The organism is Kosakonia sp. SMBL-WEM22 (assembly GCF_014490785.1).
In the GTDB taxonomy this organism is placed as follows: domain Bacteria; phylum Pseudomonadota; class Gammaproteobacteria; order Enterobacterales; family Enterobacteriaceae; genus Kosakonia.
This window is the reverse complement of record NZ_CP051488.1, coordinates 1708739-1735262: the sequence shown is the minus strand read 5'-3', so window position 1 is coordinate 1735262 and position 26524 is coordinate 1708739. Positions and strand designations below refer to the sequence as shown.

Annotated in this window: 31 protein-coding genes; 14 read left to right on the top strand and 17 right to left on the bottom strand. The window is 56.8% G+C overall.

Annotation, left to right across the window (positions count from 1 at the left end; all coding sequences use genetic code 11):
• Positions 1-47: 47 nt before the first annotated feature.
• The 5 genes from potF to ybjM all read right to left on the bottom strand — a co-directional run bounded on the left by potF (position 48) and on the right by ybjM (position 4228).
• Complete coding sequence (potF, locus tag HF650_RS08270) at positions 48-1160, bottom strand: spermidine/putrescine ABC transporter substrate-binding protein PotF (protein WP_187801934.1); 1113 nt, start codon at positions 1158-1160, stop codon at positions 48-50.
• Positions 1161-1507: 347 nt separating this feature from the next.
• Positions 1508-1990, bottom strand: coding sequence for a YbjN domain-containing protein (locus HF650_RS08265; protein ID WP_187801933.1), 483 nt, complete (start codon positions 1988-1990; stop codon positions 1508-1510).
• A gap of 83 nt (positions 1991-2073) precedes the next feature.
• Complete coding sequence (gene rimK / locus HF650_RS08260) at positions 2074-2976, bottom strand: 30S ribosomal protein S6--L-glutamate ligase (protein WP_187801932.1); 903 nt, start codon at positions 2974-2976, stop codon at positions 2074-2076.
• A gap of 73 nt (positions 2977-3049) precedes the next feature.
• Positions 3050-3772 (bottom strand): oxygen-insensitive NADPH nitroreductase, encoded by a 723-nt coding sequence (gene nfsA / locus HF650_RS08255; RefSeq protein ID WP_187801931.1) that lies wholly within the window; start codon positions 3770-3772, stop codon positions 3050-3052.
• Between the two features lie 84 nt (positions 3773-3856).
• Positions 3857-4228 (bottom strand): inner membrane protein YbjM, encoded by a 372-nt coding sequence (ybjM, locus tag HF650_RS08250; RefSeq protein WP_187801930.1) that lies wholly within the window; start codon positions 4226-4228, stop codon positions 3857-3859.
• Positions 4229-4508: 280 nt separating this feature from the next.
• On the opposite strand from ybjM, the gene HF650_RS08245 reads away from it, so the two are divergent.
• Positions 4509-6194: an aspartate:alanine antiporter gene (locus HF650_RS08245; RefSeq protein WP_187801929.1), complete on the top strand. Its 1686-nt coding sequence runs from the start codon at positions 4509-4511 to the stop codon at positions 6192-6194.
• A 294-nt stretch (positions 6195-6488) separates the two neighbouring features.
• Here the strand turns inward: HF650_RS08245 and HF650_RS08240 are convergent, their stop codons facing one another.
• Entirely contained in the window at positions 6489-6953 is a 465-nt protein-coding gene (locus HF650_RS08240; protein WP_187801928.1) for a hypothetical protein, read from the bottom strand.
• A gap of 74 nt (positions 6954-7027) precedes the next feature.
• Positions 7028-7483: a hypothetical protein gene (locus tag HF650_RS08235; RefSeq protein WP_187801927.1), complete on the bottom strand. Its 456-nt coding sequence runs from the start codon at positions 7481-7483 to the stop codon at positions 7028-7030.
• 178 nt (positions 7484-7661) lie between these two features.
• Between HF650_RS08235 and HF650_RS08230 the strand changes: the two genes are divergently transcribed.
• Positions 7662-8864 (top strand): MFS transporter, encoded by a 1203-nt coding sequence (locus HF650_RS08230; protein WP_187801926.1) that lies wholly within the window; start codon positions 7662-7664, stop codon positions 8862-8864.
• A gap of 30 nt (positions 8865-8894) precedes the next feature.
• Here HF650_RS08230 and HF650_RS08225 read toward each other — a convergent pair whose 3' ends face one another.
• Positions 8895-10127 (bottom strand): MFS transporter, encoded by a 1233-nt coding sequence (locus HF650_RS08225; RefSeq protein ID WP_187801925.1) that lies wholly within the window; start codon positions 10125-10127, stop codon positions 8895-8897.
• A gap of 252 nt (positions 10128-10379) precedes the next feature.
• Between HF650_RS08225 and ybjG the strand changes: the two genes are divergently transcribed.
• Entirely contained in the window at positions 10380-10988 is a 609-nt protein-coding gene (ybjG, locus tag HF650_RS08220) for an undecaprenyl-diphosphate phosphatase (RefSeq protein ID WP_187801924.1), read from the top strand.
• Between the two features lie 64 nt (positions 10989-11052).
• Positions 11053-11811, top strand: coding sequence for a DNA-binding transcriptional repressor DeoR (gene deoR, locus HF650_RS08215; RefSeq protein ID WP_187801923.1), 759 nt, complete (start codon positions 11053-11055; stop codon positions 11809-11811).
• Between the two features lie 29 nt (positions 11812-11840).
• Here deoR and dacC read toward each other — a convergent pair whose 3' ends face one another.
• The gene (dacC, locus tag HF650_RS08210) at positions 11841-13043 is read right to left on the bottom strand and encodes a serine-type D-Ala-D-Ala carboxypeptidase (protein WP_187802634.1); all 1203 of its coding nucleotides are present in this window, start codon (positions 13041-13043) and stop codon (positions 11841-11843) included.
• Between the two features lie 233 nt (positions 13044-13276).
• On the opposite strand from dacC, the gene HF650_RS08205 reads away from it, so the two are divergent.
• Positions 13277-13906, top strand: coding sequence for a glutathione S-transferase family protein (locus HF650_RS08205; protein WP_187801922.1), 630 nt, complete (start codon positions 13277-13279; stop codon positions 13904-13906).
• A gap of 163 nt (positions 13907-14069) precedes the next feature.
• On the opposite strand, the gene HF650_RS08200 is transcribed toward HF650_RS08205, so the two are convergent.
• Together HF650_RS08200 and HF650_RS08195 are read right to left on the bottom strand one after the other, a co-directional pair.
• The gene (locus HF650_RS08200) at positions 14070-15176 is read right to left on the bottom strand and encodes a PQQ-dependent sugar dehydrogenase (RefSeq protein WP_187801921.1); all 1107 of its coding nucleotides are present in this window, start codon (positions 15174-15176) and stop codon (positions 14070-14072) included.
• Positions 15177-15307: 131 nt separating this feature from the next.
• Positions 15308-15691, bottom strand: coding sequence for a biofilm formation regulator BssR (locus HF650_RS08195; RefSeq protein WP_187801920.1), 384 nt, complete (start codon positions 15689-15691; stop codon positions 15308-15310).
• A gap of 183 nt (positions 15692-15874) precedes the next feature.
• On the opposite strand from HF650_RS08195, the gene HF650_RS08190 reads away from it, so the two are divergent.
• A complete protein-coding gene (locus tag HF650_RS08190) occupies positions 15875-16240 on the top strand; it encodes an SH3 domain-containing protein (protein ID WP_187801919.1) in 366 nt (121 codons plus the stop codon).
• An 11-nt stretch (positions 16241-16251) separates the two neighbouring features.
• On the opposite strand, the gene HF650_RS08185 is transcribed toward HF650_RS08190, so the two are convergent.
• Complete coding sequence (locus HF650_RS08185; RefSeq protein ID WP_187801918.1) at positions 16252-17301, bottom strand: NAD(P)-dependent alcohol dehydrogenase; 1050 nt, start codon at positions 17299-17301, stop codon at positions 16252-16254.
• Positions 17302-17410: 109 nt separating this feature from the next.
• Between HF650_RS08185 and HF650_RS08180 the strand changes: the two genes are divergently transcribed.
• Positions 17411-17794, top strand: a complete 384-nt coding sequence (locus HF650_RS08180; protein WP_139568160.1) for a helix-turn-helix domain-containing protein — start codon at positions 17411-17413, stop codon at positions 17792-17794.
• 18 nt (positions 17795-17812) lie between these two features.
• Positions 17813-18394, top strand: a complete 582-nt coding sequence (locus HF650_RS08175; RefSeq protein ID WP_187801917.1) for a phosphoglycerate mutase family protein — start codon at positions 17813-17815, stop codon at positions 18392-18394.
• A 9-nt stretch (positions 18395-18403) separates the two neighbouring features.
• Here the strand turns inward: HF650_RS08175 and HF650_RS08170 are convergent, their stop codons facing one another.
• Both HF650_RS08170 and HF650_RS08165 read right to left on the bottom strand, forming a co-directional pair.
• On the bottom strand, positions 18404-19462 hold the full coding sequence (locus HF650_RS08170) for an alpha/beta hydrolase-fold protein (protein WP_223284285.1): 1059 nt from the start codon (positions 19460-19462) through the stop codon (positions 18404-18406).
• Positions 19407-20072 (bottom strand): DUF2625 domain-containing protein, encoded by a 666-nt coding sequence (locus HF650_RS08165; RefSeq protein WP_187801916.1) that lies wholly within the window; start codon positions 20070-20072, stop codon positions 19407-19409. The genes HF650_RS08170 and HF650_RS08165 overlap by 56 nt, the downstream gene beginning before the upstream one ends.
• 210 nt (positions 20073-20282) lie before the next feature.
• Here HF650_RS08165 and HF650_RS08160 point away from each other — a divergent pair, with 210 nt between their 5' ends.
• Entirely contained in the window at positions 20283-20651 is a 369-nt protein-coding gene (locus tag HF650_RS08160; RefSeq protein WP_187801915.1) for a hypothetical protein, read from the top strand.
• A complete protein-coding gene (locus HF650_RS08155; RefSeq protein WP_187801914.1) occupies positions 20651-21109 on the top strand; it encodes a DUF3828 domain-containing protein in 459 nt (152 codons plus the stop codon). The genes HF650_RS08160 and HF650_RS08155 overlap by 1 nt, the downstream gene beginning before the upstream one ends.
• A gap of 52 nt (positions 21110-21161) precedes the next feature.
• Here the strand turns inward: HF650_RS08155 and HF650_RS08150 are convergent, their stop codons facing one another.
• Complete coding sequence (locus HF650_RS08150) at positions 21162-21764, bottom strand: LysE family translocator (protein WP_187801913.1); 603 nt, start codon at positions 21762-21764, stop codon at positions 21162-21164.
• Between the two features lie 13 nt (positions 21765-21777).
• The gene (locus tag HF650_RS08145) at positions 21778-22164 is read right to left on the bottom strand and encodes an NUDIX hydrolase (protein WP_187801912.1); all 387 of its coding nucleotides are present in this window, start codon (positions 22162-22164) and stop codon (positions 21778-21780) included.
• Between the two features lie 104 nt (positions 22165-22268).
• Between HF650_RS08145 and HF650_RS08140 the strand changes: the two genes are divergently transcribed.
• Positions 22269-23018 (top strand): DeoR/GlpR family DNA-binding transcription regulator, encoded by a 750-nt coding sequence (locus HF650_RS08140; protein ID WP_187801911.1) that lies wholly within the window; start codon positions 22269-22271, stop codon positions 23016-23018.
• 15 nt (positions 23019-23033) lie between these two features.
• Positions 23034-23783 (top strand): nucleotidyltransferase domain-containing protein, encoded by a 750-nt coding sequence (locus HF650_RS08135; protein WP_187801910.1) that lies wholly within the window; start codon positions 23034-23036, stop codon positions 23781-23783.
• Here HF650_RS08135 and HF650_RS08130 read toward each other — a convergent pair.
• Complete coding sequence (locus tag HF650_RS08130; RefSeq protein WP_187801909.1) at positions 23780-25114, bottom strand: PLP-dependent aminotransferase family protein; 1335 nt, start codon at positions 25112-25114, stop codon at positions 23780-23782. The genes HF650_RS08135 and HF650_RS08130 overlap by 4 nt on opposite strands.
• 102 nt (positions 25115-25216) lie before the next feature.
• Between HF650_RS08130 and HF650_RS08125 the strand changes: the two genes are divergently transcribed.
• Entirely contained in the window at positions 25217-26107 is an 891-nt protein-coding gene (locus tag HF650_RS08125; protein ID WP_187801908.1) for a DMT family transporter, read from the top strand.
• A gap of 72 nt (positions 26108-26179) precedes the next feature.
• Entirely contained in the window at positions 26180-26524 is a 345-nt protein-coding gene (locus HF650_RS08120) for a cupin domain-containing protein (protein WP_187801907.1), read from the top strand.

Sequence of the window (26524 nt, the reverse complement as noted above, 5' to 3'; positions counted from 1 at the left end):
CGGCTGCACCGGCGCGGTGCAGCGCTTTCACCAGTCAGGTGATTGATTTATTTGCCGCTTTTGACTTTCGTCCAGGCGCGAGTACGTACGCGGTCGATTTTCGGCTCCTGCACTTTCAGCGTGAAGAGCTTGGCGAAGACATCCGGCGGCGGGAAGATCGCCGGGTTGTTACGCACCTCTTCGCTGATCAGCGGCACAGAGGCTTTGTTACCGTTGGCGTAGTAGACGTGATCACTGATATGCGCCATCACGTCGGGACGCATCAGGTAGTTAAGGAACTGATAGGCTTCGTCGGTGTTTTTGGCATCTTTCGGCATAGCGAAGACGTCAAAGAAGGCCAATGCCCCCTCCTTCGGAATAATGTAGTTGATGTTAACGCCGTTTTTCGCCTCTTTCGCGCGGTTAGCCGCCTGCCAGACGTCGCCCGCCCAGCCGATGGCTACGCAGATATCGCCATTAGCGAGGTCGTTAATGTATTGCGAAGAGTGGAAGTAGCGGATATTCGGACGCAGCTTCAGCAGCAGATCCGTCGCCGGACCGGTGTAATCATCCGCTTTGGTACTGTTGGGATCTTTACCAAGGTAGTTGAGCACGGTGGCGAAAATCTCTTCCGGCGCATCGAGGAAGGAGACGCCGCAGCTCTTCAGCTTCTCAAGATTTTCCGGCTTCAGCACGACATCCCAGCTATCGATCGGCACATCTTTGCCGAGTACCGCTTTGACTTTATCGACGTTGTAGCCAATACCGGTGGTCGCCCACAGGTAGGGGAAAGCGTATTTGTTATCCGGGTCGTGTTTCGCGACCATCTTCAACACGTCCGGATCGAGGTTTTTCCAGTTCGGCAGCTTGCTCTTATCAAGCGGCTGGAAGACGCCCGCCGAGAGCTGGCGCTCAAGGAAACTGGCGGACGGCACCACCAGATCGAAACCGGTGCTGCCGGCCATTAACTTGCCTTCCAGCACTTCGTTGGAGTCGAACACGTCGTAGACCACTTTAATGCCGGTCTCTTTCTCAAAATTTGCGACGGTGTCCGGCGCAATATAGTCAGACCAGTTGTACACATGCAGCGTCTTTTGCCCGGCGGCGAGCGTGCTGGCAGAGAGAGCCATCAACGCACCCGCAACAAGACCCGATACCCATTTTTTTCTTGAGGCACTCATATCTCATTCCTTCTGGAAAGCTCGTTAAGCTACGAACTAAATCTACGCTTTCTGGGATATGCAAGATTCATGCATAGTTTGTCACTCTGCTCTGCGCCGGAGATAAAATCACTTCGGCAGACGCCGCATGCTTTTAAAGCAGCGCAAGAATAACTGTAGCCAGGGTTTGAGGCTATAGGGCAGATAAAAAACCGCCTTTTATCAATTTTTTATGCAATAAGTCTCTATGGGATAAGCCTGAAGGGGAGGAATGATGGTGAATCATTCTTTAAAGAAAGGTTAAAAGCAGAATAAAAAATGTAGCTACGCAGCCCCCGTGGCAGCGGCTGCGCTAATTGATGCGGGAATCAGTGGAGAAAATTGTTCGGTTCTTCATCGCCCGCCAGCAGATCGTCATCGGCAGGGGTAAAAAGCAGCTGGTGTGCATTAGCTTCCATAATCACCATCGAGACCTGCTCTTCGCTCTGGCGCATAAACCACGCGAACTGCTCAAAGGCGATGCCGGGACCGATGCTCAGCGTCTGACACACTACCAGCTTCGGCAGGTTATCATCCTGCATATCGAGGAAGGCTTTAACGGTGAGCGAGCTGGCGTTGATCGCCGAGAGATCCGCCGCCAGCGCCAGCAGCGCGGAGGGTTTCACTTCCGCCATCGCGGTAAAAAGCAGGACATCATTGACCAGGTCGACTTTTGCATCGAACACGCCGTCAAAATTCTGCATATGTGGCAGGTGCAGCGCCTGGCAGGTGTCGCACTCAAAGAAGTTAATACTGAGTTGATCAAGCCATTGGCGAAGCGTGTCCAGACCGGGGACGACCAGTGAATCCATAGAAAACGTGCTCTGTTGGGAAAAATTGCCCATAGCTTACGCAAAAAGCCGAAGGCGTACCATGCTAAGGCAGGAAATTCCTCTTAGCCGCCGGTTTTCAGGCAGAAGCCGGGCATCGCCTGGCGCTCGATCCAGTGGATCATTCGCCCGGCAATATCCAGCCCGGTGGCTTTTTCGATCCCTTCCAGCCCCGGCGATGCATTGACTTCCATCACCAGCGGGCCGCGGTTAGCGCGCAAAATATCGACGCCAGCAACATCCAGCCCGAGCGTCTGCGCCGCGGCCAGCGCGATCTCCCGCTCGCGCGGCGTGATCTCGACTACGGTCGCCTGCCCGCCGCGGTGCAAATTGGAGCGGAAATCCCCCGCTTTCGCCCGCCGCTCAATCGCTGCCACCACATCGTTACCGATCACCAGGCAGCGGATGTCGCACCCTTTCGCTTCCTCGATAAACTCCTGCACCAGAATATGGGCGTTGAGGCCGCGAAAGGCGTCAATCACGCTCTCTGCCGCCTGCCGCGTCTCCGCCAGCACCACGCCAATTCCCTGCGTGCCTTCTACCAGCTTAACCACCAGCGGCGCACCGCCGACCATATCAATCAGATCGCTGGTATCATCGGGCGAGTGGGCAATGCCGGTGATCGGCAGATCGATTCCCTGGCGTGCCAGCAGTTGCAGGGATCGCAGCTTGTCGCGGGCGCGGGTGATGGCGACCGATTCGTTGAGCGGATAGCTGCCAAGGATCTCAAACTGGCGCAGCGCAGCGGTACCATAAAAAGTGATGGCTGAACCAATTCGCGGGATCACCGCATCAAAATGGGGAAGCTGGCGGCCCTTATAGTGAATCGAGGAGGCGGCCGGGGTGATGTTCATATAACAGGAGAGCGGATCGAGGATCTCAATCTGGTGCCCGCGCTGCACGGCGGCTTCACGCAGGCGTTTACAGGAGTAAAGCGTTCCATCCCGGGATAATACAGCTATTTTCACCCTGCACCTCGCGCAGAAGACCAGTTAAAAGCCTGCGTATCATACACGCAGCACGGGGCAGGATGAACGGGTATTAGCGCGTTGCCCAGCCCTGTTTATGCAAATAGTCGAGAATAAACGGACGGCTCTCTTTAATAATGGTGCGACGGATATGATCGCTCCAGTTATCGCGGCGTTTATTGCTGTCGCGCGTCATATAGTAGTGCTCCAGCTCCGCGTCATACTCCGCCAGCTTCTCTTTATCCAGCGGCTGGTAGTGGTTTTCATGCACCAGCATCGCAGCCGGCATACGCGGTTTGATATCCGGATTATCGGCAGGCCAGCCGAGGCAGAGGCCAAACAGCGGCAGCACCTGCTGCGGAATACGCAGCAGTTCCCCGACCGCGTCGATATTGTTACGGATGCCGCCAATATAGACGCCGCCCAGCCCCAGCGACTCCGCCGCGGTAAAGGCGTTTTGCCCCATGATTGCCGTATCAACGACGCCGAGCAGCAGTTGCTCTGCCAGACCCGGTTTCGCTTCCGGGCAGATCTCAAAGTTGCGGTGAAAATCGGCGCAGAAGATCCAGAACTCGGCCGCCTGGGCGATATGCGGCTGTCCGCCAGCTAATGTCACAAGTTGTTCGCGCATAGCGGGATCGGTAATACGGATAATGGAGCTGCACTGCAAAAAGCTGGAGGTCGATGCCGCCTGTGCGCTGGCGATAATCGCCTCGCGCTGTGCGTCCGTAATAGGCTCATCGGTAAAGTGGCGAATGGAACGATGGGCGCACAGCAATTCAATAGTAGGTGTCATGTTGAATAATCCCCCAGTTAAACAAGTCGTTCAGTATAGGCTAAGCCGCTGCGCTCGTTGTAAGCGGAAATTGCGCAAGCTTAATCAGATGCGCCTGCGCGCACGCGCAATTCGGTGAACGAAATCGCAGCCGAGGCCACCGAGCGCGCACCAGAACATGGCGCTGAAGAGCCAGGCCACCTCCTGCCAGAAGGTGCGTACTGGGGTAAATAAAATATGAATCAAAATATAACAAAGGGGTGCTGCGATCAGCGCGCCCACCAGCGGCACAATGGCGCGACGACGACGAGAGACGAGGCCGCCCAGGATACCGGGCAGAGTAAAGAGCAGCAAACCGGTTGCCGGATCGCCAGGCGCGGGCAATTTACCCTGCATGTTCATCACCAGAGAGAGACAAATTGCGATAAAAAGGAGACCGCAGCAGATAACGCCGAACCAACTACGCCTGTTCTTCAAAAACGCCTCCTGACTTTTTCTCTATCGACGTTTACACCGTTTTAAAGAATGTCGGACGGATAAAGCGTTGCGGCAATTATTGCCTGAATGGCACCCGTGCAAACAAACGATTGTCACTAGCCGTTGTTATGCAATGAGATTAAACTAACGGCCAGTTTATGTTTTGTGCGGGGTGTCTGGTGTTGCACGGCTTTTATTCATCCGCCAGCGCATAGGCAAAACAGTAGCTCAAATCACCATTTCTATCAACAGCTTACAAGTAAACAAGAAGTTAGACTCCGTGAATATAAACGTCGCAGATTTGTTAAATGGGAATTACATACTGTTATTGTTTGTAGTTCTGGCGCTTGGGCTTTGCCTTGGAAAATTACGACTGGGATCTATCCAACTGGGTAATTCCATTGGCGTTTTAGTCGTTTCACTATTATTAGGCCAGCAACATTTCAGCATTAACACCGATGCCCTGAACCTCGGCTTTATGCTGTTTATTTTCTGCGTTGGCGTTGAAGCCGGACCTAACTTTTTCTCAATTTTTTTTCGTGACGGTAAGAATTACCTGATGCTGGCGCTGGTATTAGTCGGCAGCGCGCTGTTAATTGCGCTCGGCCTCGGCAAACTCTTTGGCTGGGATATCGGCTTGACCGCCGGCATGCTCGCCGGGTCGATGACCTCCACGCCGGTACTGGTCGGCGCGGGCGATACGTTGCGCCACTCCGGCATGGAGAGCAGTCAGCTTGCCCGCGCGCTGGACAACCTCAGCCTCGGCTATGCCTTAACTTATCTGATTGGCCTGGTGAGCCTGATCTTTGGCGCACGCTACTTACCGAAGCTGCAGCATCAAGATTTGCAAACCAGCGCCCAGCAGATCGCCCGCGAGCGCGGGCTGGATACCGATGCTCACCGCAAAGTCTACCTGCCGGTGATCCGCGCCTACCGCGTCGGGCCGGAGCTGGTGGCCTGGGCGGATGGTAAAAATCTGCGCGAGCTGGGGATCTATCGCCAGACCGGCTGCTACATCGAGCGAATTCGCCGCAACGGTATTCTCGCCAACCCCGACGGAGACGCGGTATTACAGATGGGTGATGAGATCTCGCTTGTCGGCTACCCGGATGCCCATGCGCGCCTCGACCCGAGCTTCCGCAACGGGAAAGAGGTGTTTGACCGCGACCTGCTGGATATGCGCATCGTCACCGAAGAGGTGGTAGTGAAAAACCACAATGTGGTCGGCCGCCGCCTGGCGCAATTGAAGCTGACCGATCATGGCTGCTTCCTCAACCGCGTGATCCGTAGCCAGATTGAGATGCCCATCGACGACAATATCGTGCTCAACAAAGGGGACGTCTTGCAGGTGAGCGGCGATGCGCGGCGCGTGAAAACCATCGCTGACCGCATCGGTTTTATCTCCATTCACAGCCAGGTGACCGACCTGCTCGCCTTCTGCGCCTTCTTTATTGTCGGCCTGATGATCGGCATGATCACCTTCCAGTTTAGCTCCTTCAGCTTCGGCGTCGGTAACGCCGCCGGTCTGCTCTTCGCTGGCATTATGCTCGGCTTCCTGCGCGCGAACCACCCGACGTTTGGTTACATTCCGCAGGGCGCGCTGATGATGGTGAAAGAGTTCGGCCTGATGGTATTTATGGCCGGGGTCGGTTTAAGCGCCGGGAGCGGCATCGGTAACGGGCTGGGTGCCGTAGGCGGACAGATGCTGGTCGCCGGATTGCTCGTCAGCCTCGTGCCGGTGCTGATTTGCTTCCTGTTTGGTGCCTATGTGCTGAAAATGAACCGCGCCCTGCTCTTCGGCGCGATGATGGGCGCGCGCACCTGCGCACCGGCAATGGAGATCATCAGCGATGCCGCGCGCAGCAATATACCCGCGCTGGGCTACGCGGGTACCTACGCCATCGCCAACGTGCTGCTTACCCTCGCCGGGACATTGATCATCATTATCTGGCCGGGGCTCGGATAACTCCGAAGCTAAGAAATATTTCGCTTATACGCAGAACTTTTTTGTGGGATGTCAGTCATAACTAGTGCCACTGCTTTTCTTTGATGTCCCCCGATTGTGGAGCCCATCAACCCCGCCGCTTAGGTTCAAGGTTGATGGGTTTTTTGTTGCCTGAAATTTACTGCCACATTAAATCAAACGCTTAAATGACCAGTCACATATGGATGGCGATAAGGTGGCGGCTGAGATTTCAATCACGTAACATCATCCCAACGCCAATAAGATGGCAAAGAATGTGTTCCAGACTCCCAAATTTTAAAAACTCATCCTAAACCACATCGCCCACAACATATAAACCCCACCTATCAGGAAGAACCATCGATAGACGTTAACAATTCCTGACTGGTTGCGCAGATAAAACTTAAGCGGGTTACGGTGCAGGTTGGCTGCATTATGGGTGGTGTGAAACTGCGTCATTTTATCTGCGCCCTTGCCGGCGAGTGCGATAAAAAAGCTCAGGGCCATAATCACCATCAGCACCATATAGCTTTTTAGCAGGATCGTCATGGCTGTGACCGTCATCGCGCTGGCGTGGTGTTTAACCAGCACAACCCCATGCTTGTTCAGCGCCATCGCGCCGATATTCAGTGCCAGATGCACCACTATGAATATCCCGAAGTATTTCGCATTGGTTTTAAAGGTGTTTTTGAGGGTGACGTTGAATACCCACGCAAAAAGCGCCGCCGTCGACGCTAACCACATGACTGTGTTGATAATCATCCCTTCCCTGCCTGCATCACTTGCTCAGTTTATAAAAAGGGGCCGTAGCGGCCCGGAAAGCAGGTATCCTGCCATCAATCGCGCAGCGTGTTAAAAACTTTTTCGTCTACCCCTCTGTCACGGCATAACAACATTCCCTCGTGTGAGGTTCGGCTGAGACTGAAGTGTTGGCCATCAAAGTAGAGCCCGAAGCCTTTTGTGCCGCAGGTTGATGCGTCTTTAACTCGCCAGATCTTCTGCTCATCCGCCGTAAGCGGATTGCCGAGAATGATAAATAGCGCCTTAATGCCGTCTCGCGGATAGGCGAAATGTTTAGGTTGCCTTTCCGCTCCGTACAGGAAGTAGCATGGCGAACGGAGGTCAAGCCCGTAACGCTTTATCGCCCTATCGGGTGAGATGACGCTTAACTGGCACTTTTCACCCTCGTTCTGCAACGCCAGGGCGTGCGCTTCATAGGTGAAGCTGTCGGTGGTAGTGGATTGCGCATAACTCACATTGCTTGCCAGCAACAATGCAACTGCGGTCTGCATGATAAATCTCACTTTTATTACTCCCTCAATAAACTATTACCCCAATGTATCATTAACGTAACCGTATGCATTTTCTTAATTATATTGAGTAACCTCATGGCTGTTATTCACCTGCTGCCACCGTAATGACGCAAAAAATGCTAGTGTTACTTCACCTTACTTTTTTTGATGTGAATCTATGACTGAAAACGCCTCCCGAAAAGCCCTGCGCCATCGCTTATGGGCGCTGTTCACCTTCTTTTTTCTCCCCGGATTATTAATGGCCTCATGGGCGTCGCGCACGCCGGCGATCCGCGATGTGCTCTCGGTCTCGACGGCTGAAATGGGCGCGGTGCTGTTTGGTCTGTCGGTCGGGTCGATGAGCGGCATTCTCTCTTCGGCATGGCTGGTGAAGCGATTCGGGGCGCGCAAAGTGATCCGCGCCAGCATGTCCTTCTCGGTGCTCGGGATGGTGATTTTAAGTATCGCCCTGTGGTTCGCCTCGCCGCTGCTCTTTGCCGTCGGTCTGGCCTGCTTTGGCGGCAGCCTGGGCGCGGGCGAAGTGGCGATGAATATCGAAGGCGCGGTGGTTGAGCAGGAGATGAACAAAACCGTGCTGCCGATGATGCACGGCTTTTACAGCCTGGGCACACTGGTTGGCGCAGGGGTCGGGATGTCGTTAACCGCGCTGGGCATCAGCGCAAACCTGCACATTCTGCTGGCGGCGCTGGTGGCGATTGTGCCGATTATTCTGGCGATCTCCGCCGTACCGGAGGGGACCGGGCAGAACAGCGCCGAAGAACACGCGAATCGTCAAAAAGGGATGCCCTTCTGGCGCGATACGCAGCTGCTGTTAATTGGCGTGGTGGTGCTGGCGATGGCGTTTGCTGAAGGCTCGGCCAATGACTGGCTGCCGCTGCTGATGGTAGATGGTCACGGCTTCAGCCCCACTTCCGGCTCGCTGATCTACACCGGTTTTACCCTTGGCATGACCACCGGGCGCTTCTGCGGCGGCTGGTTTATTGACCGTTACAGCCGCGTCGCCGTGGTGCGCGCCAGCGCGATAATGGGCGCACTGGGCATCGGCCTGATTATTTTTGTCGACAGCGCCTGGGTGGCGGGTTTCTCGGTCATTTTGTGGGGATTAGGCGCGTCGCTTGGCTTTCCACTCACCATCTCGGCGGCCAGCGATACCGGACCAGATGCCGCAACGCGCGTCAGCGTGGTAGCAACAACCGGTTATCTCGCCTTCCTCGTTGGCCCGCCGCTGCTCGGCTTCCTCGGCGAACACTATGGCCTACGCAGCGCGATGCTGGTGGTGCTTGGTCTGGTGCTGATTGCCGCGCTGGTGGCGCGTGCGGTGGCAAAACCGGAACCGCAAGCCGAGGCGGAACCCGGCTAACAATCGGGCGGCGGCCAGTGGGCTGCCGCCTTAACCTTCCAGCGAGTTTCCCATGCGCTTATCGCGCAGAAACACCACCATCAGCCCCAGCCAGATAATGCCGTTCAGCAAGTTAAACAGGCTAAAGAGCCCGTTGCCGCCGATCAGCCAAGCATGCTTGCTCAGCTCAATGCCGACGGTAAAGATAAACATCTGCAGCATACCCATCGCCGCCGATACCGTGCCCTTACTCATCTCGCTGGCGAACAGCGTCAGGCGCACCAGCCCGGCGTTGGCAAGGCCAATCCCGAAGGCGTAAACGCTCAACCCGGCCGTCATCCACAAATAGGCATGAGAAGAGGAAACGGTGGCAAATGCCGCCAGCAGCAGGCCAGCAACGATTGGCCAGCCGCCAAGAATGATCAGTGCGCGCACGGTACGCCGCGAGGTCAGCCGCGCCAGCACCAGGTTGCCGACAATCAGCGCGCCGAAAATCGGCACCTGCAACAAACCGTACTCATAGCTGCTGAGCTGCTCGCCGCTGATGATAATAATCGGCGACTGGGCAATCCACGCCAGCAGCGGCAGGCTGACAAAGCCTATCGCCAGCGCACCTGCGACAAAGCGCACGTTCTTCAGCACCTCGGCGTAATCGCGCCACAGAGTTGAAAATGAGAGCTTCTCGCCAAGACGGGTGGCGGTCTCCGGCATCGCCCGCTGTAGCCCGAAGAAGGAGAAGGCCGCCAGCAGCGCAAAGAGAACGAACATCCCTTCCCACGGGGCGGCATGCACCCACGCCGCCCCCACCAGCGGGCCAAGCAGGGGGGCGATCAGTGCGACGTTCGCCATCAGAGCGGTTATCTTGATACAGACCGCCTCCTCAAAGGACTCCTGAATCGCCGCGTACCCCACGGCGCCAATAAAGCAGAGGCTAATACCCTGTAAAAAGCGCAACAGTGTGAACTGCTCAATGTTCTGCGCCAGCAGGGTCGCCAGGCAGGTGACAATAAACCACACCACGCCGGCCAGCATCACCGGGCGACGGCCGATGCGGTCGGAGAGCGGCCCTAACAGCCACTGTAAGAACATGCCGCCCGCCAGGTAGGCGGTCATCGAAGTCGGAACCCACTCAATGCCCGCGTTATATTGCTCGACCACCGTTAGCATACCGGGCTGGATCATATCGTTGCCGATATAGGTGGAGAATTCGTAAAGCACCAGACAGAGAGGGAATAACAGCGCCCGTCGTCCCAGACGTTGGCCGGAAAGGGTATGGTTTTGCATGTAATCTCTTCCTTTGGAAAATCGCGCAGAGTGTAATCAAAGCCACCGCGCGACGGTAGTGAATTCTCCCGTGAGAACAGATAAAACACTTGTTCACTTGTTTAAGGTTTACTTAAGTGACGGGGCGTACCCTGAGACCAGGAATCGTCTAACTCTCGGTGGAGTAAGACAAAACCCCTTTACCGCGTGCCGCACCGCTTTTATGGTGAGCGCTTTGATCAATACGGACTGTCATCAAAGAGTAACCTGTCTATGTTAGAGAGCCTGAATCACACCCTGTTTTACTGGATCAACGCCACGCCCGACTCGCCGGCCTGGCTCCTGACCGTTGCCCACTTTGTTGCCAAAGATCTGATCAATATCGTGCCGCTGCTGGCGGTTGGGCTGTGGCTATGGGGGCCGCGCAGCCAGGTCAGCGCCCAGCGTCAACTGGTGATCAAAGTGGCACTGGCGATCGTCGTCAGCCTCTCGCTTTCATGGATTTTAGGCCATACCTTTCCGCACGACAGACCTTTTGTCGATCATGTCGGCTATAACTTCCTGCCGCACGCGGCGGATGACTCCTTCCCAAGCGACCACGGTACGGTGATCTTCACCTTTGCCGTCGCGTTTTTTGCCTGGCACCGTTTCTGGTCCGGCGCGGCCCTGATGGTGACGGCGCTGGCCATCGCCTGGTCACGCGTTTATCTCGGCGTCCACTGGCCGCTGGATATGCTCGGTGGCTTGCTGGTTGGCATCTGCGGCTGCCTGGGCGCGCAAATTCTGTGGCAGGCCTTCGGTGAGAAGATTTATCACACCGCGCAGCAGATCTATCGTCTCTGTTTTGCCTTCCCGATCCGTCGCGGCTGGATGCGTGACTAAGCGCCAGGGCGCAGGTAAGATAAAGGCCCCGCTTATGCGGGGCTTTCTTTTATTCGGGTGAATTATGGAAACAAGACGTGACGAGCGGATCAACCAGCTGCTGGCAGCGCTCAAGCGCAGCGACAAGCTCCATCTGAAAGAGGCAGCCGGCCTGCTGGGCGTTTCTGAAATGACCATTCGTCGCGACCTCAGCGCCAACAGCGCTCCGGTGGTGCTGCTCGGCGGCTATATTGTGCTCGAACCGCGCTCCGCCAGCCACTATCTATTAAGCGATCAGAAAAACCGCCTCGTCGAAGAGAAGCGCCGCGCGGCAAAGCTCGCCGCCGCCCTTCTGCAACCGCACCAGATGGCCTTTTTTGACTGCGGCACCACCACGCCGTGGATCATCGACGCACTGCCTCAGGAGCTGCCCTTCACCGCCGTCTGCTACTCGCTGAACACCTTTCTGGCACTGCAAGAAAAACCGCTGTGCCGCGCCATTCTCAGCGGTGGCGAATTTCACGCCAGCAATGCCATTTTTAAGCCGCTGAACTTCAATGAAACCCTGAGCAACCTGCGCCCGGACATCGCTTTCTACTCTGCGGCGGGCGTACACACGGAGCAGGGCGCGACCTGCTTTAACCTTGAAGAGCTGCCGGTAAAGCACTGGGCAATGAACAGCGCCCAGCGCCATGTGCTGGTGGTCGATCACAGCAAATTTGGCAAAGTGCGCCCTGCCTGCATGGGCGCGTTAAACCGTTTCGATGTGATTGTCAGCGACCGCCGGCCGGATGATGGCCTGGTCAGCGCGGCGAAAAAAGAGCAGATCACCCTTCTCTACTGACCTCGCCCGCCAGGCACGGTCACGTGCGGTTATGAGAACCAGCTACCAAACCACTGGTGGAACTTCAGCAGGACAAAATCCCACATCCGGCCAAAGAAGCCCGCTTCATTCACTGCTTCCATCACCACCAGCGGGCGCTGCTCAATGGTTTTGTCATTGAGCTGGAAGTTGATGGTGCCCACCACCTGGCCCTTCTTCAGCGGTGCTTCAAGCTCCGGCTGATTGAGGGTGAAGCTCGCTTTCAGGTTTTTAAACTGCCCTTTGGGAATGGTGATCGATCCCGCCTCGCCTGCGCCAAGCTTCGCTTCACTGCTGTCGCCAAACCAGACGCGCTGGCTGACAAACGTGGCGTCAGGTTTCACTGGTGTGACCGTTTCGAAAAAGCGGAAACCCCAGGTGAGCAGTTTCTCTGACTCGTTAAAGCGGATGCGATCGGTTTTCGCTCCCAGCACCACGGAGATGAGGCGCATATCACCCTGGGTTGCCGAGGCGACGAGGTTGTAGCCTGCCCCCTCGGTGGTACCGGTTTTCATGCCATCCACGTTCATGCTGGTGCTCCACAGCAGCCGGTTACGGTTGGGCTGGCGGATCTTATTGAAGGTGAACTCTTTCTCTTTATGGATCGCGTACTCGTCCGGCACGTCGTGGATTAACGCTTTGCCGAGCAGCGCCATATCGCGCGCAGTGCTGAACTGCCCCGGCGCATCAAGACCGTGGACGGTTTTGAAGGTGGTATTGGTCAGGCCGAGCTTTTGCGCATAGCTGTTCATCAGGCTGACAAAGGAGTCCTGGCTCCCTGCGACATAATCGGCGATGGCGATGCTGGCATCATTGCCGGACTGAATAATGACCCCTTTATTCAGATCTGCCACTGATACCTGATCGCCAGGTTTGAGAAACATCAGTGACGAGCCGCGCAGCGCCGGGTTGCCGGTCGCCCACGCATCTTTGCCGACGGTGACGGTATCGGTCAGGTGGATTTTCCCCGCTTTCAGCGCCTGGCCGACCACATAGCTGGTCATCAGTTTGGTCAGGCTGGCAGGGTCGAGTTTTTCGTCGGCGTTGCCCTCCGCCAGCACTTTGCCGCTGGCGTAATCCATCAGGATCCACGCCCGGGCATCAACCGGGGGTGCGGCAGGGGTTTGTTCCACTGCATATAACGAAGGGGAGAAGAGAAACAACAGCGCGGATCCTGCTGCCAGGCCGCGAAGGGATAGAGAGAACTGCGTCATATAAGCCACCCGAGTATCCTTTCAATAAAACGTCACATCACCGTGCCGTAACAAACGGTGAGTAATAACGCACAAACGAAACGAAAAAAACCGCTACTGGGTAAAGTTTTTAAAGTTTACGCAATAACAGCCTGTTGCGCGCCTGTTGTGCATTATTTTTCTAAGTCGTTGCCAGAACGTTAAGTTTCGCCCACGATAGATCCACTGAAACACACTTTTGCACGGGGGTAAAAATGATCACGCTATGGGGACGGAATAATTCGACGAATGTCAAAAAAGTGCGCTGGCTGCTGGATGAACTGGAGCTGCCCTATGAGCATATTCTGGCGGGCCGGGAGTATGGCGTTAATCACGATCCTGAATACCTGGCGATGAACCCTAACGGGCTGGTGCCGCTGTTGCGCGACGACGAAACCGGTGCCGTGCTGTGGGAATCGAACACCATTGTGCGCTACCTGGTTGCACAGTATGGTCAAAGCCGGTTGTGGCTGGAGTCTCCTGCCGCACGGGCGCAGGGCGATAAGTGGATGGACTGGGCGCTGAGCACGCTGGCACCGAAACATAGCCCGCTGCTGATGAACCTGGTGCGAACGGCAGCAGAAAATCGCGATCATGCGGTGATTGCGTCGTCAAAAGAGGCGCTCGATAACGCGTTACAGCTGCTTGATGATGCGCTGGCAAAGACGCAGTGGCTCTCGGGCGAGGCATTTGGCTGTGGCGATATCGCCGTCGGCCCGTTTGTCTATAACCTGTTTAATATTCCCGGCCTGAGCTGGGCCACGCACCCGCATCTGCAGCGCTGGTACGCGCAGCTTTGTGAGCGCCCGGCGTTTCGCCATAACGTGATGATCCCGGTGACGTGATCGATTAATTGCCGGATGGTTTGATTGCCGGATGGCGCTGGCGCTTATCCGGCCTACTCGGTTTCAGCAGCTTCATTCCCGTAGGCCAGATAAGGCGCAGCCGCCATCCGGCAAGACAAACCGCATATACGCTATGTGGGATAACCAACGACATACGGCGCGATTACGATGCCGGGCTCACCTTCCACAACTCGCCGTTGCTCTCGTCTGTTAAGACATACAAATACCCATCCGGGCCAACGCGCACGTCGCGGATACGGTGATTGCGATCGCCAAGAATGCGGCCATCTTCACTCACCTTGTTGCCATCGACGCTCATCACAATCACATCCTTATCCTTCAGCGCGCCGATAAAAAGCTTGTTCTTCCATAGCTTAAAAGTATCTGCATTGTAAAAAGTCATGCCGCTGACCGCCGGAGACTCCTTCCAGTAGAAGATTGGCTGCTCGGTCCCCTCGACAATGCCGCCTTTCGCTTCCGGGATCTTCAACCCGCTGTAGTTGATCCCCCAGGTGGCAATCGGCCAGCCGTAGTTTTTACCCTTTTCAGGCACGTTGATCTCATCCCCGCCGCGCGGGCCGTGCTCATTTAGCCACAGCGCCTGGCTCCAGGGGTTGATCGCCATCCCCTGCGGGTTACGAATGCCATAAGACCAGATCTCCGGTCGCGCGCCCGGCTTGTCTGCAAACGGGTTATCCGCCGGCACCTTGCCCTGATCCGTCAGCCGCACCAGCTTGCCCTGCAACTTATCCAGCTCTTGCGCCGTCGGGCGCTGATTGTTCTCACCCAGCGCAATCCACAAATAGCCTTTGCCATCAAACACTAACCGACCGCCAAAGTGGTTGCCGGTTGAAAGCTTAGGCTGCTGGCGGAAAACGGTCTGGAACTGCTCCAGCGCTTTACCATCGGCGCTCAGGCGACCAAACCCGACGGCGGTTCCCGCTTTACCATCCTGCCCCGCTTCGGCGTAGCTCAGCCATACGCGTCTTGATGAGGCAAAATCGGGTGCCAGCGCCACATCAAGCAAACCTCCTTGACCCTGCGCCCACACTTTTGGCACACCGCTTATCGGATCGGAAAGCCCCTTGCCCGCCTGCCAATGGCGCAGCTCGCCGCCCCGCAGGGTGATCAGCATTCCGCCGTCATCGGGTAAAAAGGCCAGCGCCCAGGGGTGATCGAGTTTCGTTTGCAGGACATCAACATTCACCGCAGCCGGGGCGGCAAGCACAGAGGTGGAGAGAAAAAGTAATGACAGAGGAAGATGGCGCACAGGGCACTCCTTTATTAAGCGGTAAGCCTCGATAAAGGTTAGCCATCGATTTCGCGGGTGGGTTTGCTTTTACAAAAGCTTAAGCATAAAGGGGAGCGGGCTCCCCTTATGGGTCAGGGTGTGGAAGCGTCTCAGGCTTCAGCAAGCGGAGAGTGCTCATTCAGGTATTGAATGCTGTAATCGAGGATATTGAGCGAAAGCTCCAGCTTATCGACGTTTACCGAGATAAAGTTGGCACAATCTCTTCGCCCGCTCATCAGTGAAACGGCGGCGGAAGAGAGCGCCTCTTCGGCACTGTACATAGCACTGCGCGTATCGCGATCCTGTATCTCTTGCAATCTTTCGCTTTTATCGCGGATCTCCAGCGCCAGGGCAAAAAACATCTCACGCAGACGATCGTTTTCGTTGACCGACATATACCCTTTCGCTTTGCGCATCTGGATATAGGCCGCAAGGTCTGTTCTGGCAGTCATCAACTTCATTACCAAACGACGAGCGAGTTCATCAGCGGTCATACTTATACCTCCCTTGTCAGCCATTGGGCAGATAAATAGTATGGCTGCTTTTTGACCAAGGGTATGGGTTTGGTCAATAATATTCTCCTTTTGACGATCTTTTACACAGACCGCGCCAGCTCTGGGCTGGCCTGCCGTTTCGCTTGTTAAAAACGCGCTTCGTGATGTCAGGAGAGAAGGAGAATGAAAGCAGTCTCTTACCCGCTGCCAACCAGCGTAAAAGTGATGCGTGATTATCGCTCGGCCTATCCCGATCCGCTGACCATCCGCGAGGGGGAAAGAGCACAAATTAGCCACTGCGATCTGCAGTGGCGCGGCTGGATTTGGGTAACGTTAGATTCGGGAAAAGCGGGCTGGGCGCCGCAGCAGCTCTTTACACCGGTTAGCGCCCATGAAGGGATCTGCCAGCAAGCCTACTGCGCACACGAACTCACCGTGCAAACCGGCGAGCAACTTACGGTGCACCAGAGCCTTAACGGCTGGTATCTGGCAGAAAAAGCGGACGGCGACCTCGGCTGGGTGCCGCAGGAGCACGTCGCGCTTGTGTGAGGCTGGGCCAGTTACCAGCGTGTAGCCTGCATATCGATAACAAAGCGGTATTTCACATCGCCTTTCAGCATGCGGGCGAAGGCGTCTTCAATTCCCTCACCGCCGATCATCTCTACATCCGCCGTGATGCCGTGCTGGCCGCAGAAATCGAGCATCTCCTGAGTCTCGCGGATGCTGCCAATCGACGAGCCGCTGATGCTTAAACGGCGAAAGACCATCGGTGTGATGTTGGGTGACGCATGCGGCTGATCGGGGATCCCCACCAGCACCAGGCGGCCGTTGGTTTTCAGCGTCGCCAGGTAGGGGTCGAGATCGTGGGGCGCCGCGACGCAGTCGATAATAAAATCCAGCGACGTTTGGCAGGCAGCCATTTGCGCCGCATCGCGCGAGACAACCACGCGTTTTGCGCCGAGACGGCGGGCATCTTCGCCCTTCTCCGGCGAGGTGGTAAACAGCGTTACCTCGGCACCCAGCGCGCTCGCCAGCTTAACCGCCATATGCCCTAACCCGCCAAGGCCGACAACACCCACCGCATCACCCGCTTTAACGTTGAAGTGGCGCAGCGGCGACCAGACGGTAACGCCTGCGCAGAGCAGCGGGGCCACGCCCGCCAGCGGCAAGTTTTGCGGTACCGAGACGACAAAATCCTGATCGACAATCACGCTTTCGGCGTAACCGCCCCAGGTGCTCTCGCCGGTGTATTTATCAATCCCGTTATAGGTGGCGGTAAAGCCCGCTTCGCAATACTGCTCTTCATGCTGTTTGCAGAAGTGGCATTCGCGGCAGGAGTCGACCATCACCCCGACGCCAACAATATCGCCAACCTGAAAGGCGGACACTCCCGCGCCGGTGGCGCTGACGCGGCCGACAATCTCATGTCCCGGCACCAGCGGATAGCGGCTTACCGCCCACTCATTGCGCGCCATATGCAGATCGGAGTGGCAGACGCCGCAGTAAAGAATGTCGATTTTGACATCCTGGTTTTGCAGCGGGCGAAGGGTAATGTTGCCGGGCGTCAGCGGTTTTGCGGCATCGACCGCGACCAGTGCATTGATTTTCATAAGGTCTCCAGATGGGCTGGCGTTAATAACGTGAAGACGGCAGACTATAGTCCGCAAGGTTCACAATTGATAGTAGTTACCATTTGGTGACCAATGATGAGGGCTTTCTATGCCAGCCTGGGTTGATGGCAAACTCTTTTTTTATGCGGATTCGCCGCCGCGCCGCCTGATGGATCTCTTCTCCGTCAAGTGGAGCACCATGGTGCTCCACGCGCTCTACCACTGGCCTGACGAGCGCGCCCGCACTGGCGAGTTGCAGCGCAGCCTGCAGGGGATCTCCAAAAAAATGCTCTTCCAGACGCTAAAAGAGCTGGAGCAGCGCGGCCTGATCGCCCGCCACGTTTATGACGTCGTCCCGCCGAAAGTCGATTACCGCCTCACGCCGCTGGGCAAAACCTTCGCCGGGCCGATTGAGCAGATGTACCAGTGGGGGCTGGAGAACCAGGCCGCGCTGGATGAGATGGAAGCCCATTACCGTAAAGCACAGGGCTAAAACGCACAGGAGCGTGAAATGGAGATAGTTTTAGTACGTCACGGCGAGCCTGAATTTAGCGCTCAGCAGGGTTCGGCACGGGTCAAAGCCACGGACATGCCCGGCTGGATTGCAGGCTATGATGCCTCCGGCATCATTGGCGAACCCAATTGCCATGCCGTTCTGGCGGATAAGCGCCGCGCTTTTGTTATTAGCAGCCCGCTGCCGCGCGCCCGGGCCTCGCTACAGGCGATGAACCTCACCCCCGATTTGATTGCCGACGATCTGCGCGAAGCGCCGTTGCCGATATTTAACCTCCCCTGGGTTCAATTCTCGCCGCAGGCGTGGCTGGTGCTGTTTCGTCTCTGCTGGCTCAGCGGCGCGCTGGCCGGGCCGGAATCCAGAAAGCAGACGATGCATCGGGCAAAGAAAATGACGCATACGCTGATCGCCCATGCGCAGCAGCATGAGCGCGTGATCGGCATGGGGCACGGCGTAATCAACCGACTGATTGCGCGCGAACTGGAGAAGGCAGGCTGGGTAAAAAGCGCGCATACCGGAAACGGCTACTGGTCATCGGTGACCTTTACTGCCGCCGGGCGTGATAACCCCGCAGCATAAAGAGAGCAGTTATTTCTCCGCCTGCGAGATCTGGCGTAACGCCGCCTGCAGCGAGGCGGTGAACATCGCCCCATGCGTCAGGCCAGGGAACACGCGATAGGTAGCGGAAACGCCATGCTGATTAAGCTTTTTGAGCGTACTGCGAACACGCGGCAGCACGCCAGACTCGCTGTTCTCATCCTGCGTGCGGCGATCCCCATCCCCCTCCATAAGATAGAGATGCTTACCCGCTGCCTGCTGCGGCGAGAGCGCTTCCATCGCTTTCAGCAAGCGAAAATCATTACGCGCCAGCGAAGGCACGGCCGAAAAAGTGGCAGTGAAAAAGGAGGAGGAGAGCCAGCTCTCCAGCACGAACAGCCCGCCATAGGAGTGGCCCCACAGCCCGCGCTGCGCTGGGTTGATGGCAATCCCCTTTTCCACCGCAGGCGCGATGCGCGCCTCCAGTAGCTGGCGAAAGGCGGTACTGCCGCCGCCCGCTCTGCCGCGCAGCTGCTCCGTTTCGGTACCCGCCGGCGTGTAATCATACGCCCGGCTATCGAGATCGAATGGCAGATCGGTTTGGTACCCGATCGCTACCAGCACCGGCGGGTTGGCAGCAAAGAGTTTGTGTAAAAACGCCTCCGAAAGCTTATCCATCGCCGCGTTGCCATCCAGCATATAGAGCACCGGGAAACCGCCAGGTGGCGCGCTTTTGTTGGGCACGCCGGTCCATACTTTGTAGTGACGTTTGCCATCAAGGGAGTCAAATTGCTTTTGCGTGAAGTGATAGTAAGCCGAGCCGCGATCGGCGATGTTCGACCCAAGCGGGGCCATATCTGGCCTGGCATACGCCGTTTGCCAGCCGAGCAGCAGAACCAGCGCCGCCAGACGCACAGCATGAAAACAGTGAAACAGACCCCTTTCTCCCGGTACATCAGCCGCAAAGGCTGGAGATAACATCAGGGTGGAGACGTTAATAGGAATCATTATTGATTGCAACAGGAATGGCAGTCGTTTTCGCTGCCCTTTACCTTTATGGCCGAGAATGATCCCCTGCCAGCTGCTGCGCGAGCCGCCACTGTTCGTCAACAGGCGTCACCGTGCGCTTGCGCTCTGCGGCGGACAACTTCGGCTCGGTCCAGAGAAAGGGAAAGAAGGCGTAAACCTGTTCTCCGCTGAGTGCACGCACCTCTTCCTGCCAGCCGGGCCAGCGCACCGTCTGGTAGAAGAGCGCCAGATCGCCGCACAGCGCCCACTCGACAAACGCAGAGTAGCCCACTTCCAGCCCTTCCCAGGCCAGCGCATCCGGCGCGAAGTAGTAGACGTTGCCAATGTCCTCTCCGAGGCCGCCACCGTTGAGGGCAAAAAAGCCACCCGACGCATCATCGGCAATCAGCAGGGCACCAAATGAGGCTGCGTCAGTCACCTCTTGCGTCCAGCTCACCGGATCACGCATCAGCCGCGCACTGCCGGAGCCGAGGATCCTAAGCCAGCCATCATCAATCAGTAGCCCGCCGGTTTCATACACCAGTGCTCCCAGCGGTGAGCGGGTAGTGACCTGGAGTTGCAGTAGCACCTGTTCGGCACGCGCCTTCTCTTTCGGCAACACCTCATAAGGGTTGCTGGAGTCGTTGAGCCAGCTTTGCACCACTGCCCAGCCCGGATCGTGCAAATCGAGTAGTTCAGTTAATGTTTTCATTTCAGTTCCCGTCAACGCGGCCTCATCCTCACTTAAACGCCTGAGATCATAACGTAAAAGCGGGTCATAAATAGCGTGTAGTAAAGGTGCTAAGACCTACCAAATTCTGCACTTCCATCCAGGATAAATCTTATTCTCCGGCCCCTTCCCCACGGTAGGATTGCTGCGCGTAAATCGCATATTGAATGGTTTCATTTCTAAGGGAATTTTATGGGATGGGATAGATCTGCAGCGGTAGATTATCTGGTAAAACATGCGCACGCGAAATCACGTTCAGAGTGTGCAAAATATACCCGCCTGGCAATTGCTGCAGGAGGAATAAACCTGGTACAAACACGCTACGCAAAAGATTATGGCGATTCGCTGCTAAAAGCGGGCTTTGTTGCCCTGCCGCAATCAACCACGCCACAAAAAGGCGATGTTGCGATTATTCAGCCATATGCGGGCGGGAATGGTATCGGGCACATGACAATGTTTGATGGGACTACCTGGTATTCGGATTTCAAACAGCGCGATATGTATCCGGGACCGGGTTATCGTCGGCTTCATCCACCATATGTTATCTACAGGAAAAATTGATGCGCCTGATAATATCGCTGCTGCTCTCGCTCTATCTGCCTTTCGCCAGCGCCAATACCGCGACCGAGGTGCAGAAAAACGTGACCGCGTTTTATAACTTCTATCTGCATGCCTTTGAGAACACGCCGCCGGATGAAATGATCAAGATGAAGGTGATGCATAAGTGGGTCTCAAATAAGCTGCTTACGCGTATGGCTGAAATTTATGACATGCCGGAACAGGAGCTTCTCTCAGCAGACTATTTCACCTACTCTCAGGACTACGACCCGGCGTGGATCCCACGTCTGAAGGTTTCACCCGCTCGCCCTGACGGCGATAGCATGATGCTCGATGTCTGGTTAGGTATTGAAGATAACAAGCTGGCTCATCTTCAGGTGTGGACACGTAAAGAGGCGGGCGCATGGAAGATCTGGCGGGTGATTGACGCCGGGGAACATATCGAACAAAAACTCTATTAAGCCTTGCGATAGCTCGTGGCGACACGGGCTATTATCAACATTGTGACTGCGCTCAGTGCAATACCATTAGCGCGGAGAAGATGATCAGCACAACTCCGCCCGCAAGGTTCACCCCCCTCTTTACGTTTGCCGGGTTCGCTCTCTGCGCGGAGAAGATTAGCACATTGCTCAGTGCGATAAGCCAGACGCCCATCACCAGAACATGCACCGTTGCCAACAGCAGATAGTGGCTGACATCGCCCCGACTGCCGGCAAATTGCGATACCACTGTAAGATAAAAAACGATCGCCTTCGGGTTAAGCACATTCGCCAGCCACGCCTCTTTCAGCGTCACCGTGGGTCCATCTTCTTGCAGCGTAACCTCTTTCGTGGTTAAGCCACTGCGGATCAACTGCACGCCAAGCCATATCAGATAGGCTGCGCCCGCATATTTCAGGGCATTGAACAGTGCGGGAGAGGAGACGAGGATCGCCGTCACCCCAAGGCCAATCAGCAGCGCGTGGGTATAGATACCAAGCGCGGTGCCCGCCAGCGTGCGCAGCAACCCGCCCCGCCCGCCGGCCAGGGCGCTGTTCATTGCGAGGGTAAAGCTCGCGCCCGGAGAGAGCGCGACAGGTAAAAGGACGGGGATAAACCCCATAATGTTGATTTCCATTAAGTACCGTTCGTTATGCCAGAGATGACGCCCGTGTTTCGCCATCGGGGATCTCATCAAGGGCGCGGTAAATCGTCAGGCCACGCTCGCGTCCGATGCGCACATCGTTATCGGCGCCCGCTGAGTCACCGGGCAGTCGCAAAATGGCGTCGCAGTGCTGGATCAGGCGATGGGCTACGGGGTACAAAAAGGTCTGGCTAATCTCATCGCCAATCTTTTTCGACCCGGCCGCTTCCGCCAGCGGCATCGCCAGCCACTCACCAATCACCGGCGTGTGGCCCTTTTCGAACACTATCGCGGCAACCCGCGCCATCTCATCCAGGTTCTGTTTGATTAACGTATCATCACCGTTGGTGCCGCTGCGTACGGGTCCGGCGATTAAAATAAGCATGGCGTGCATAGTTTCCCCTGTAAACTGCGTAAAATTAGGATCGTCAGGCTGACAAACGGCACGCTAACATGCATAATCGTGCAAGATCAAGATAAATCGTGAAAGGGGAAATCGTGTTATCCAGTCAACGTAAGCAGAAGATACTTGAGATGCTGGCGCGCGATAAGCAGGTCTTGTCCCGTGAATTAAGCCAGCATTTTGCTATCTCTGAAGACTCTATTCGCCGGGATTTAAGGGAGTTAGCGGCAGAAGGACTGCTGCAACGGGTGCACGGCGGTGCGCTGGCGGTGTCGGCGGCTATTGCGCCGTTTGAAGTGCGCAAAAGCGTGAACATTCATGCAAAACGCGTCATTGCGCAGAAAGCGGTGGATCTTATTCAGCCTGGCAATATCGTTATCATCGACGGCGGCACGACCTCGGAAGAGATGATCACCCTACTGCCAGCAGATCTGGCCTTTACCGTAGTCACCCACAGCCCGACCATTGCCGCCGGATTGATTAACCTGCCAAATGTCGACGTGATCGTTATCGGCGGGCAGTTATATAAACACTCGATGGTCACCGTGGGCGCATCAATGATTGAGTCCATTCGCCGTATCAATGCTGATCTCTTTTTTATGGGCGTCACCGGCGTGCATGAGCAGGCTGGCTTTACCACGGGTAACTATGAAGAGGCCTGCGTGAAGCGTGCTCTTTCGGCGCGCGCGGCGGAAACCGTGGTGCTGGCGTCGCCGGAGAAGATCAACTCCGCTTCGGCTTTTGGTATCGGCGACCTGACGCTCGCCAGCACGCTGCTGGTCGATAAGCCGCTTGATGAGAAGATGAGCGCCCTGTTCCGGCAGTTGCAGATCAGCGTCCTGTAAGCGGAGGCCCTTTCGATGGTTGATGCCGACGGTTTTATCGCCTGTTTACCCGTCACCCCGCTGCAACCGGCGTTTCACCCGGCGGTGGATGATGTGATCGACCTGCTGTACGCAAGGCTCGGCGCGGTCGTGCACAGCCTTTACCTCTACGGCAGCGTAGCGAAAGGTGCGGCGGTGGCGGGCGTCTCGGATCTCGATGTCTGCCTAATCACCCGGCGCACGCTGAACGCGGCAGAGCACGATTGTCTCCGGGAGATAGCCGCTCGCGCGCAGGCACTGCATCCGGTTATCAGCAAAGTCGATTTTGATTGCGGCACGCTGGCAGAGGTACTGGCCTCCGAAAATCAGTTCAGCTGGGGTTACTGGCTCAAGCACCACTGCCGCTGCGTGGCGGGCGAGGATCTCGCGAGCCGCTTTCCGCGCTTTACCCCCTCGCGCGCGATTGCCGTGGCGGTAAACGGTGATTTTATTCCCGTCCTGCAAGGCTACCTTCTACGACTGGCGGAGACGAGCGATGGGCGACAGCTCAAGCGCGCTGCGGCGCGTAAACTGCTGCGCGCCACCAATCTGCTACGCCGCAAAGAGGATAACGACTGGCCCGAGACGCTGGAGGAGTATGCCAGCCGGGTTGTACGACGCTTTCCGCAGCAGCGACAGGCCATCGGCTGGCTGCTGCAACAGTGCCATACGCCTGAGGATGATACGGCGCACTTCACCGCCTGTCTTAAGGCGCTAATGCGCTGGCTGGATGAGGCACGCCGCTAGCGGCTCGCTTCATACTCTATCGCTTCGCGAATGGTCAGCAGCGCTGTGCGCAGGGTGTCGATAGCGACCGAGCCGAGGGCAACGCGCAGCGCCTGCGGCGTTGATTGCGCGGTGCTGAAGGGTTCGGCGGTGGAGAGGGAGATATTGTTATCCATTAGTTGTTTCACCACCCGATCGGCACGCGACTCTTCAGCGAGCGGCAGCCAGGCAAAGTAAGAGTCGGGATGAGACACGCACGGCAGACCGGTCAGCGTTTCGTGCAGGATGCGCTGGCGCAGCCGGGCATCTTCCCGCTTGCGTTTTTCAAGTTCAGCCACCCTCCCCTCCTCTATCCAGTGGCTGACCAGCGAGGTCATGAGCGACGGCGCATTCCAAGTCGTGGCGCGGATCGCTCGCTCCAGCGCAGACCGCAGTGCGGGCGGGCAGATCACCGCCCCGACCCGCAAACCGGTCGCCACATTTTTTGAAAATCCACTGACATAGACCGTTCTTTCAGGCGCGAAACAGGCGAGCGGCGGCGGCGCGCGGCGAACCAGCCAGGCGTAGGCGGCATCTTCAATAATTAGCAGATCGTGGGCACGGGCGATATCGGCCAGCGTTTTGCGCGACTGGCGGTTCGCCACCCAGCCCAGCGGATTATGCATGGTCGGCATGGTATAGACCGCGCGAATACGCCGCTGCTGGCAGAGCTGGCGCAATGCCGCCAAATCCGGGCCACCTTGCGCTGCCGGGATCGCCACCAGCTCCAGATGATAGAGCGTAGCCAGCGCTTTAAAACCGGGGTAGGTCAGCGTGTCCACCGCTACCACATCGCCAGGCTTAAGTAGCCCCATCACGGCAATAGCCAAACCGTGCTGCGCGCCATTGACCAGCAGCAGATTTTCAGCCGCCGGACGAAACGCGCCCTGCGTAAAGTGCGCGGCGAAGACCTCCCGCTCAGTGATTCGCCCACCATGAGGCTGGTAACGCAGATGCGCCTCAATATTGCCCTCCACCGCCATGCGTTTAAGGGCCTCGCGTAGCATATCGCTCTGCCCGCCGACCGCCGGATAGTTGAAGTTGAGTTCCAGCACATCGCTGGCGACGGCAAGCTGATCGATGCCGTGACCGGGAGGAAGAGCAATCTCTCTGACAAACGTGCCGCGGCCGGTTTCACCGCTGACCAGCCCCATCATCTCCAGCTCACGATAGACGCGGGTAGCTGTCGCCAGCGAAATATGCTGCTGTCCAGCGAGGCAGCGATGCGTAGGCAAGCGAGTGCCGGGTGGCAGCTCGCCGGAACGGATCTGAATAGCGAAACGATCAACCAGCTGTTTGTAGCGCGCTTTCATCAAATGTATCCATGACAATAATTTGATTGTCCTAAACACCTCAACCTACCATTCAGCCCATCAATGCTCAAGCTCCTACTAATCACTGATAACGAGGTTAAGATGGAAAACTCCGCGCTAAACAAACCGGCGCACCCTGCGCTGGCAGGCTGGCTCAACGGCCTGCTTGGAGTGGTAATTTTCAGCGGCTCGTTACCCGCCACGCGCATCGCCGTACTGGAGATGACGCCCTTTTTTCTCACCTTCCTGCGTGCCTCGCTCGCCGGGGGAGTGGCGATTGTTCTTGTTTGCGCCTTGCGCGAACCGCGCCCGCAGCGCGCGCAGCTGTTCCCGCTGCTGATCGTCTCCGGCGGCGTGGTGATTGGTTTTCCGCTCCTGACCGCGCTGGCGCTACAGCATGTCACCTCCGCCCACTCGATTGTTTTTCTCGGCCTTCTGCCGCTCTGCACGGCGATTTGTGCGGTGTTGCGCGGCGGCGAGCGGCCAAAGCGCGCCTTCTGGCTCTTCTCACTGCTTGGCAGCCTGCTGGTGGTAGCCTTCGCGCTGGCGCAGAGCAACGCCGTTTCGCTGATCGGCGATCTGCTGATGCTGGCAGCGGTGGTAGTCTGCGGGTTGGGCTATGCCGAAGGAGCAGCCTTAACCCGCACGCTCGGCGGCTGGCAGGTGATCTGCTGGGCGCTGATCCTGTCGCTTCCGGTGATGCTGCCCGCCGCCTGGCTGACGCAGCCCGGCACGCTCGCTAACATCAGTGCGTCAGCCTGGTACGCGCTGGGCTATGTCTCGCTCTTCAGCATGCTGATCGGCTTTATCTTCTGGTACAACGGCCTTGCCCGCGGCGGGATTGCCGCCGTTGGCCAGTTGCAGCTGTTGCAGCCCTTTTTCGGCCTTGCCCTCTCTGCCCTGCTACTCAACGAGAGGGTCAGCCCGCTAATGCTGCTGGTGACGCTGGGCGTGATCCTCTGCGTGATCGGCTCGCGGAAGTGCGCCCGCTAATTCAGGCAGGTTATGTCGTGCGTCGATGATGGGTATAACGGTAGGGAAAGAGGTGTACATCAGGAGAAGTAAATGATTTCCAAAGAGAATGCCGAGCACTATCTCTGGGGCGCGGGGTGCGACGGCTGGTACCTGGTGAAGCGGCCAGAGATGATGATCATTCACGAGAAGATGCCCGCTGGCACGCAGGAGCAGCGCCACTACCACTCCGTTTCGCGACAATTCTTTTTTGTACTGAGCGGCGTGCTGACTATGGAGCTGGCGGGCGAAAAACAGGAGATTGCGGCCCAGCAAGGGATTGAGATCCCACCATTAGCAAAACATCAGGCACGCAATGATTCTGATTCGGCGGTTGAGTTTATCGTCTTCTCTCACCCCACCCCGCGCGGCGACCGTACTGATATTACGGAGTCGTAA

Excerpts from the sequence above, each read along its gene's own strand:
- potF (WP_187801934.1), bottom strand. The coding sequence starts at position 1,160 with ATGAGTGCCTCAAGAAAAAAATGGGTATCGGGTCTTGTTGCGGGTGCG.
- HF650_RS08265 (WP_187801933.1), bottom strand. The coding sequence starts at position 1,990 with ATGGATTCACTGGTCGTCCCCGGTCTGGACACGCTTCGCCAATGGCTT.
- nfsA (WP_187801931.1), bottom strand. The coding sequence starts at position 3,772 with ATGACACCTACTATTGAATTGCTGTGCGCCCATCGTTCCATTCGCCAC.
- HF650_RS08240 (WP_187801928.1), bottom strand. The coding sequence starts at position 6,953 with ATGATTATCAACACAGTCATGTGGTTAGCGTCGACGGCGGCGCTTTTT.
- HF650_RS08235 (WP_187801927.1), bottom strand. The coding sequence starts at position 7,483 with ATGCAGACCGCAGTTGCATTGTTGCTGGCAAGCAATGTGAGTTATGCG.
- HF650_RS08230 (WP_187801926.1), top strand. The coding sequence starts at position 7,662 with ATGACTGAAAACGCCTCCCGAAAAGCCCTGCGCCATCGCTTATGGGCG.
- HF650_RS08225 (WP_187801925.1), bottom strand. The coding sequence starts at position 10,127 with ATGCAAAACCATACCCTTTCCGGCCAACGTCTGGGACGACGGGCGCTG.
- ybjG (WP_187801924.1), top strand. The coding sequence starts at position 10,380 with ATGTTAGAGAGCCTGAATCACACCCTGTTTTACTGGATCAACGCCACG.
- deoR (WP_187801923.1), top strand. The coding sequence starts at position 11,053 with ATGGAAACAAGACGTGACGAGCGGATCAACCAGCTGCTGGCAGCGCTC.
- dacC (WP_187802634.1), bottom strand. The coding sequence starts at position 13,043 with ATGACGCAGTTCTCTCTATCCCTTCGCGGCCTGGCAGCAGGATCCGCG.
- HF650_RS08205 (WP_187801922.1), top strand. The coding sequence starts at position 13,277 with ATGATCACGCTATGGGGACGGAATAATTCGACGAATGTCAAAAAAGTG.
- HF650_RS08195 (WP_187801920.1), bottom strand. The coding sequence starts at position 15,691 with ATGACCGCTGATGAACTCGCTCGTCGTTTGGTAATGAAGTTGATGACT.
- HF650_RS08190 (WP_187801919.1), top strand. The coding sequence starts at position 15,875 with ATGAAAGCAGTCTCTTACCCGCTGCCAACCAGCGTAAAAGTGATGCGT.
- HF650_RS08185 (WP_187801918.1), bottom strand. The coding sequence starts at position 17,301 with ATGAAAATCAATGCACTGGTCGCGGTCGATGCCGCAAAACCGCTGACG.
- HF650_RS08180 (WP_139568160.1), top strand. The coding sequence starts at position 17,411 with ATGCCAGCCTGGGTTGATGGCAAACTCTTTTTTTATGCGGATTCGCCG.
- HF650_RS08175 (WP_187801917.1), top strand. The coding sequence starts at position 17,813 with ATGGAGATAGTTTTAGTACGTCACGGCGAGCCTGAATTTAGCGCTCAG.
- HF650_RS08165 (WP_187801916.1), bottom strand. The coding sequence starts at position 20,072 with ATGAAAACATTAACTGAACTACTCGATTTGCACGATCCGGGCTGGGCA.
- HF650_RS08160 (WP_187801915.1), top strand. The coding sequence starts at position 20,283 with ATGGGATGGGATAGATCTGCAGCGGTAGATTATCTGGTAAAACATGCG.
- HF650_RS08155 (WP_187801914.1), top strand. The coding sequence starts at position 20,651 with ATGCGCCTGATAATATCGCTGCTGCTCTCGCTCTATCTGCCTTTCGCC.
- HF650_RS08150 (WP_187801913.1), bottom strand. The coding sequence starts at position 21,764 with ATGGAAATCAACATTATGGGGTTTATCCCCGTCCTTTTACCTGTCGCG.
- HF650_RS08145 (WP_187801912.1), bottom strand. The coding sequence starts at position 22,164 with ATGCACGCCATGCTTATTTTAATCGCCGGACCCGTACGCAGCGGCACC.
- HF650_RS08135 (WP_187801910.1), top strand. The coding sequence starts at position 23,034 with ATGGTTGATGCCGACGGTTTTATCGCCTGTTTACCCGTCACCCCGCTG.
- HF650_RS08130 (WP_187801909.1), bottom strand. The coding sequence starts at position 25,114 with ATGAAAGCGCGCTACAAACAGCTGGTTGATCGTTTCGCTATTCAGATC.
- HF650_RS08125 (WP_187801908.1), top strand. The coding sequence starts at position 25,217 with ATGGAAAACTCCGCGCTAAACAAACCGGCGCACCCTGCGCTGGCAGGC.
- HF650_RS08120 (WP_187801907.1), top strand. The coding sequence starts at position 26,180 with ATGATTTCCAAAGAGAATGCCGAGCACTATCTCTGGGGCGCGGGGTGC.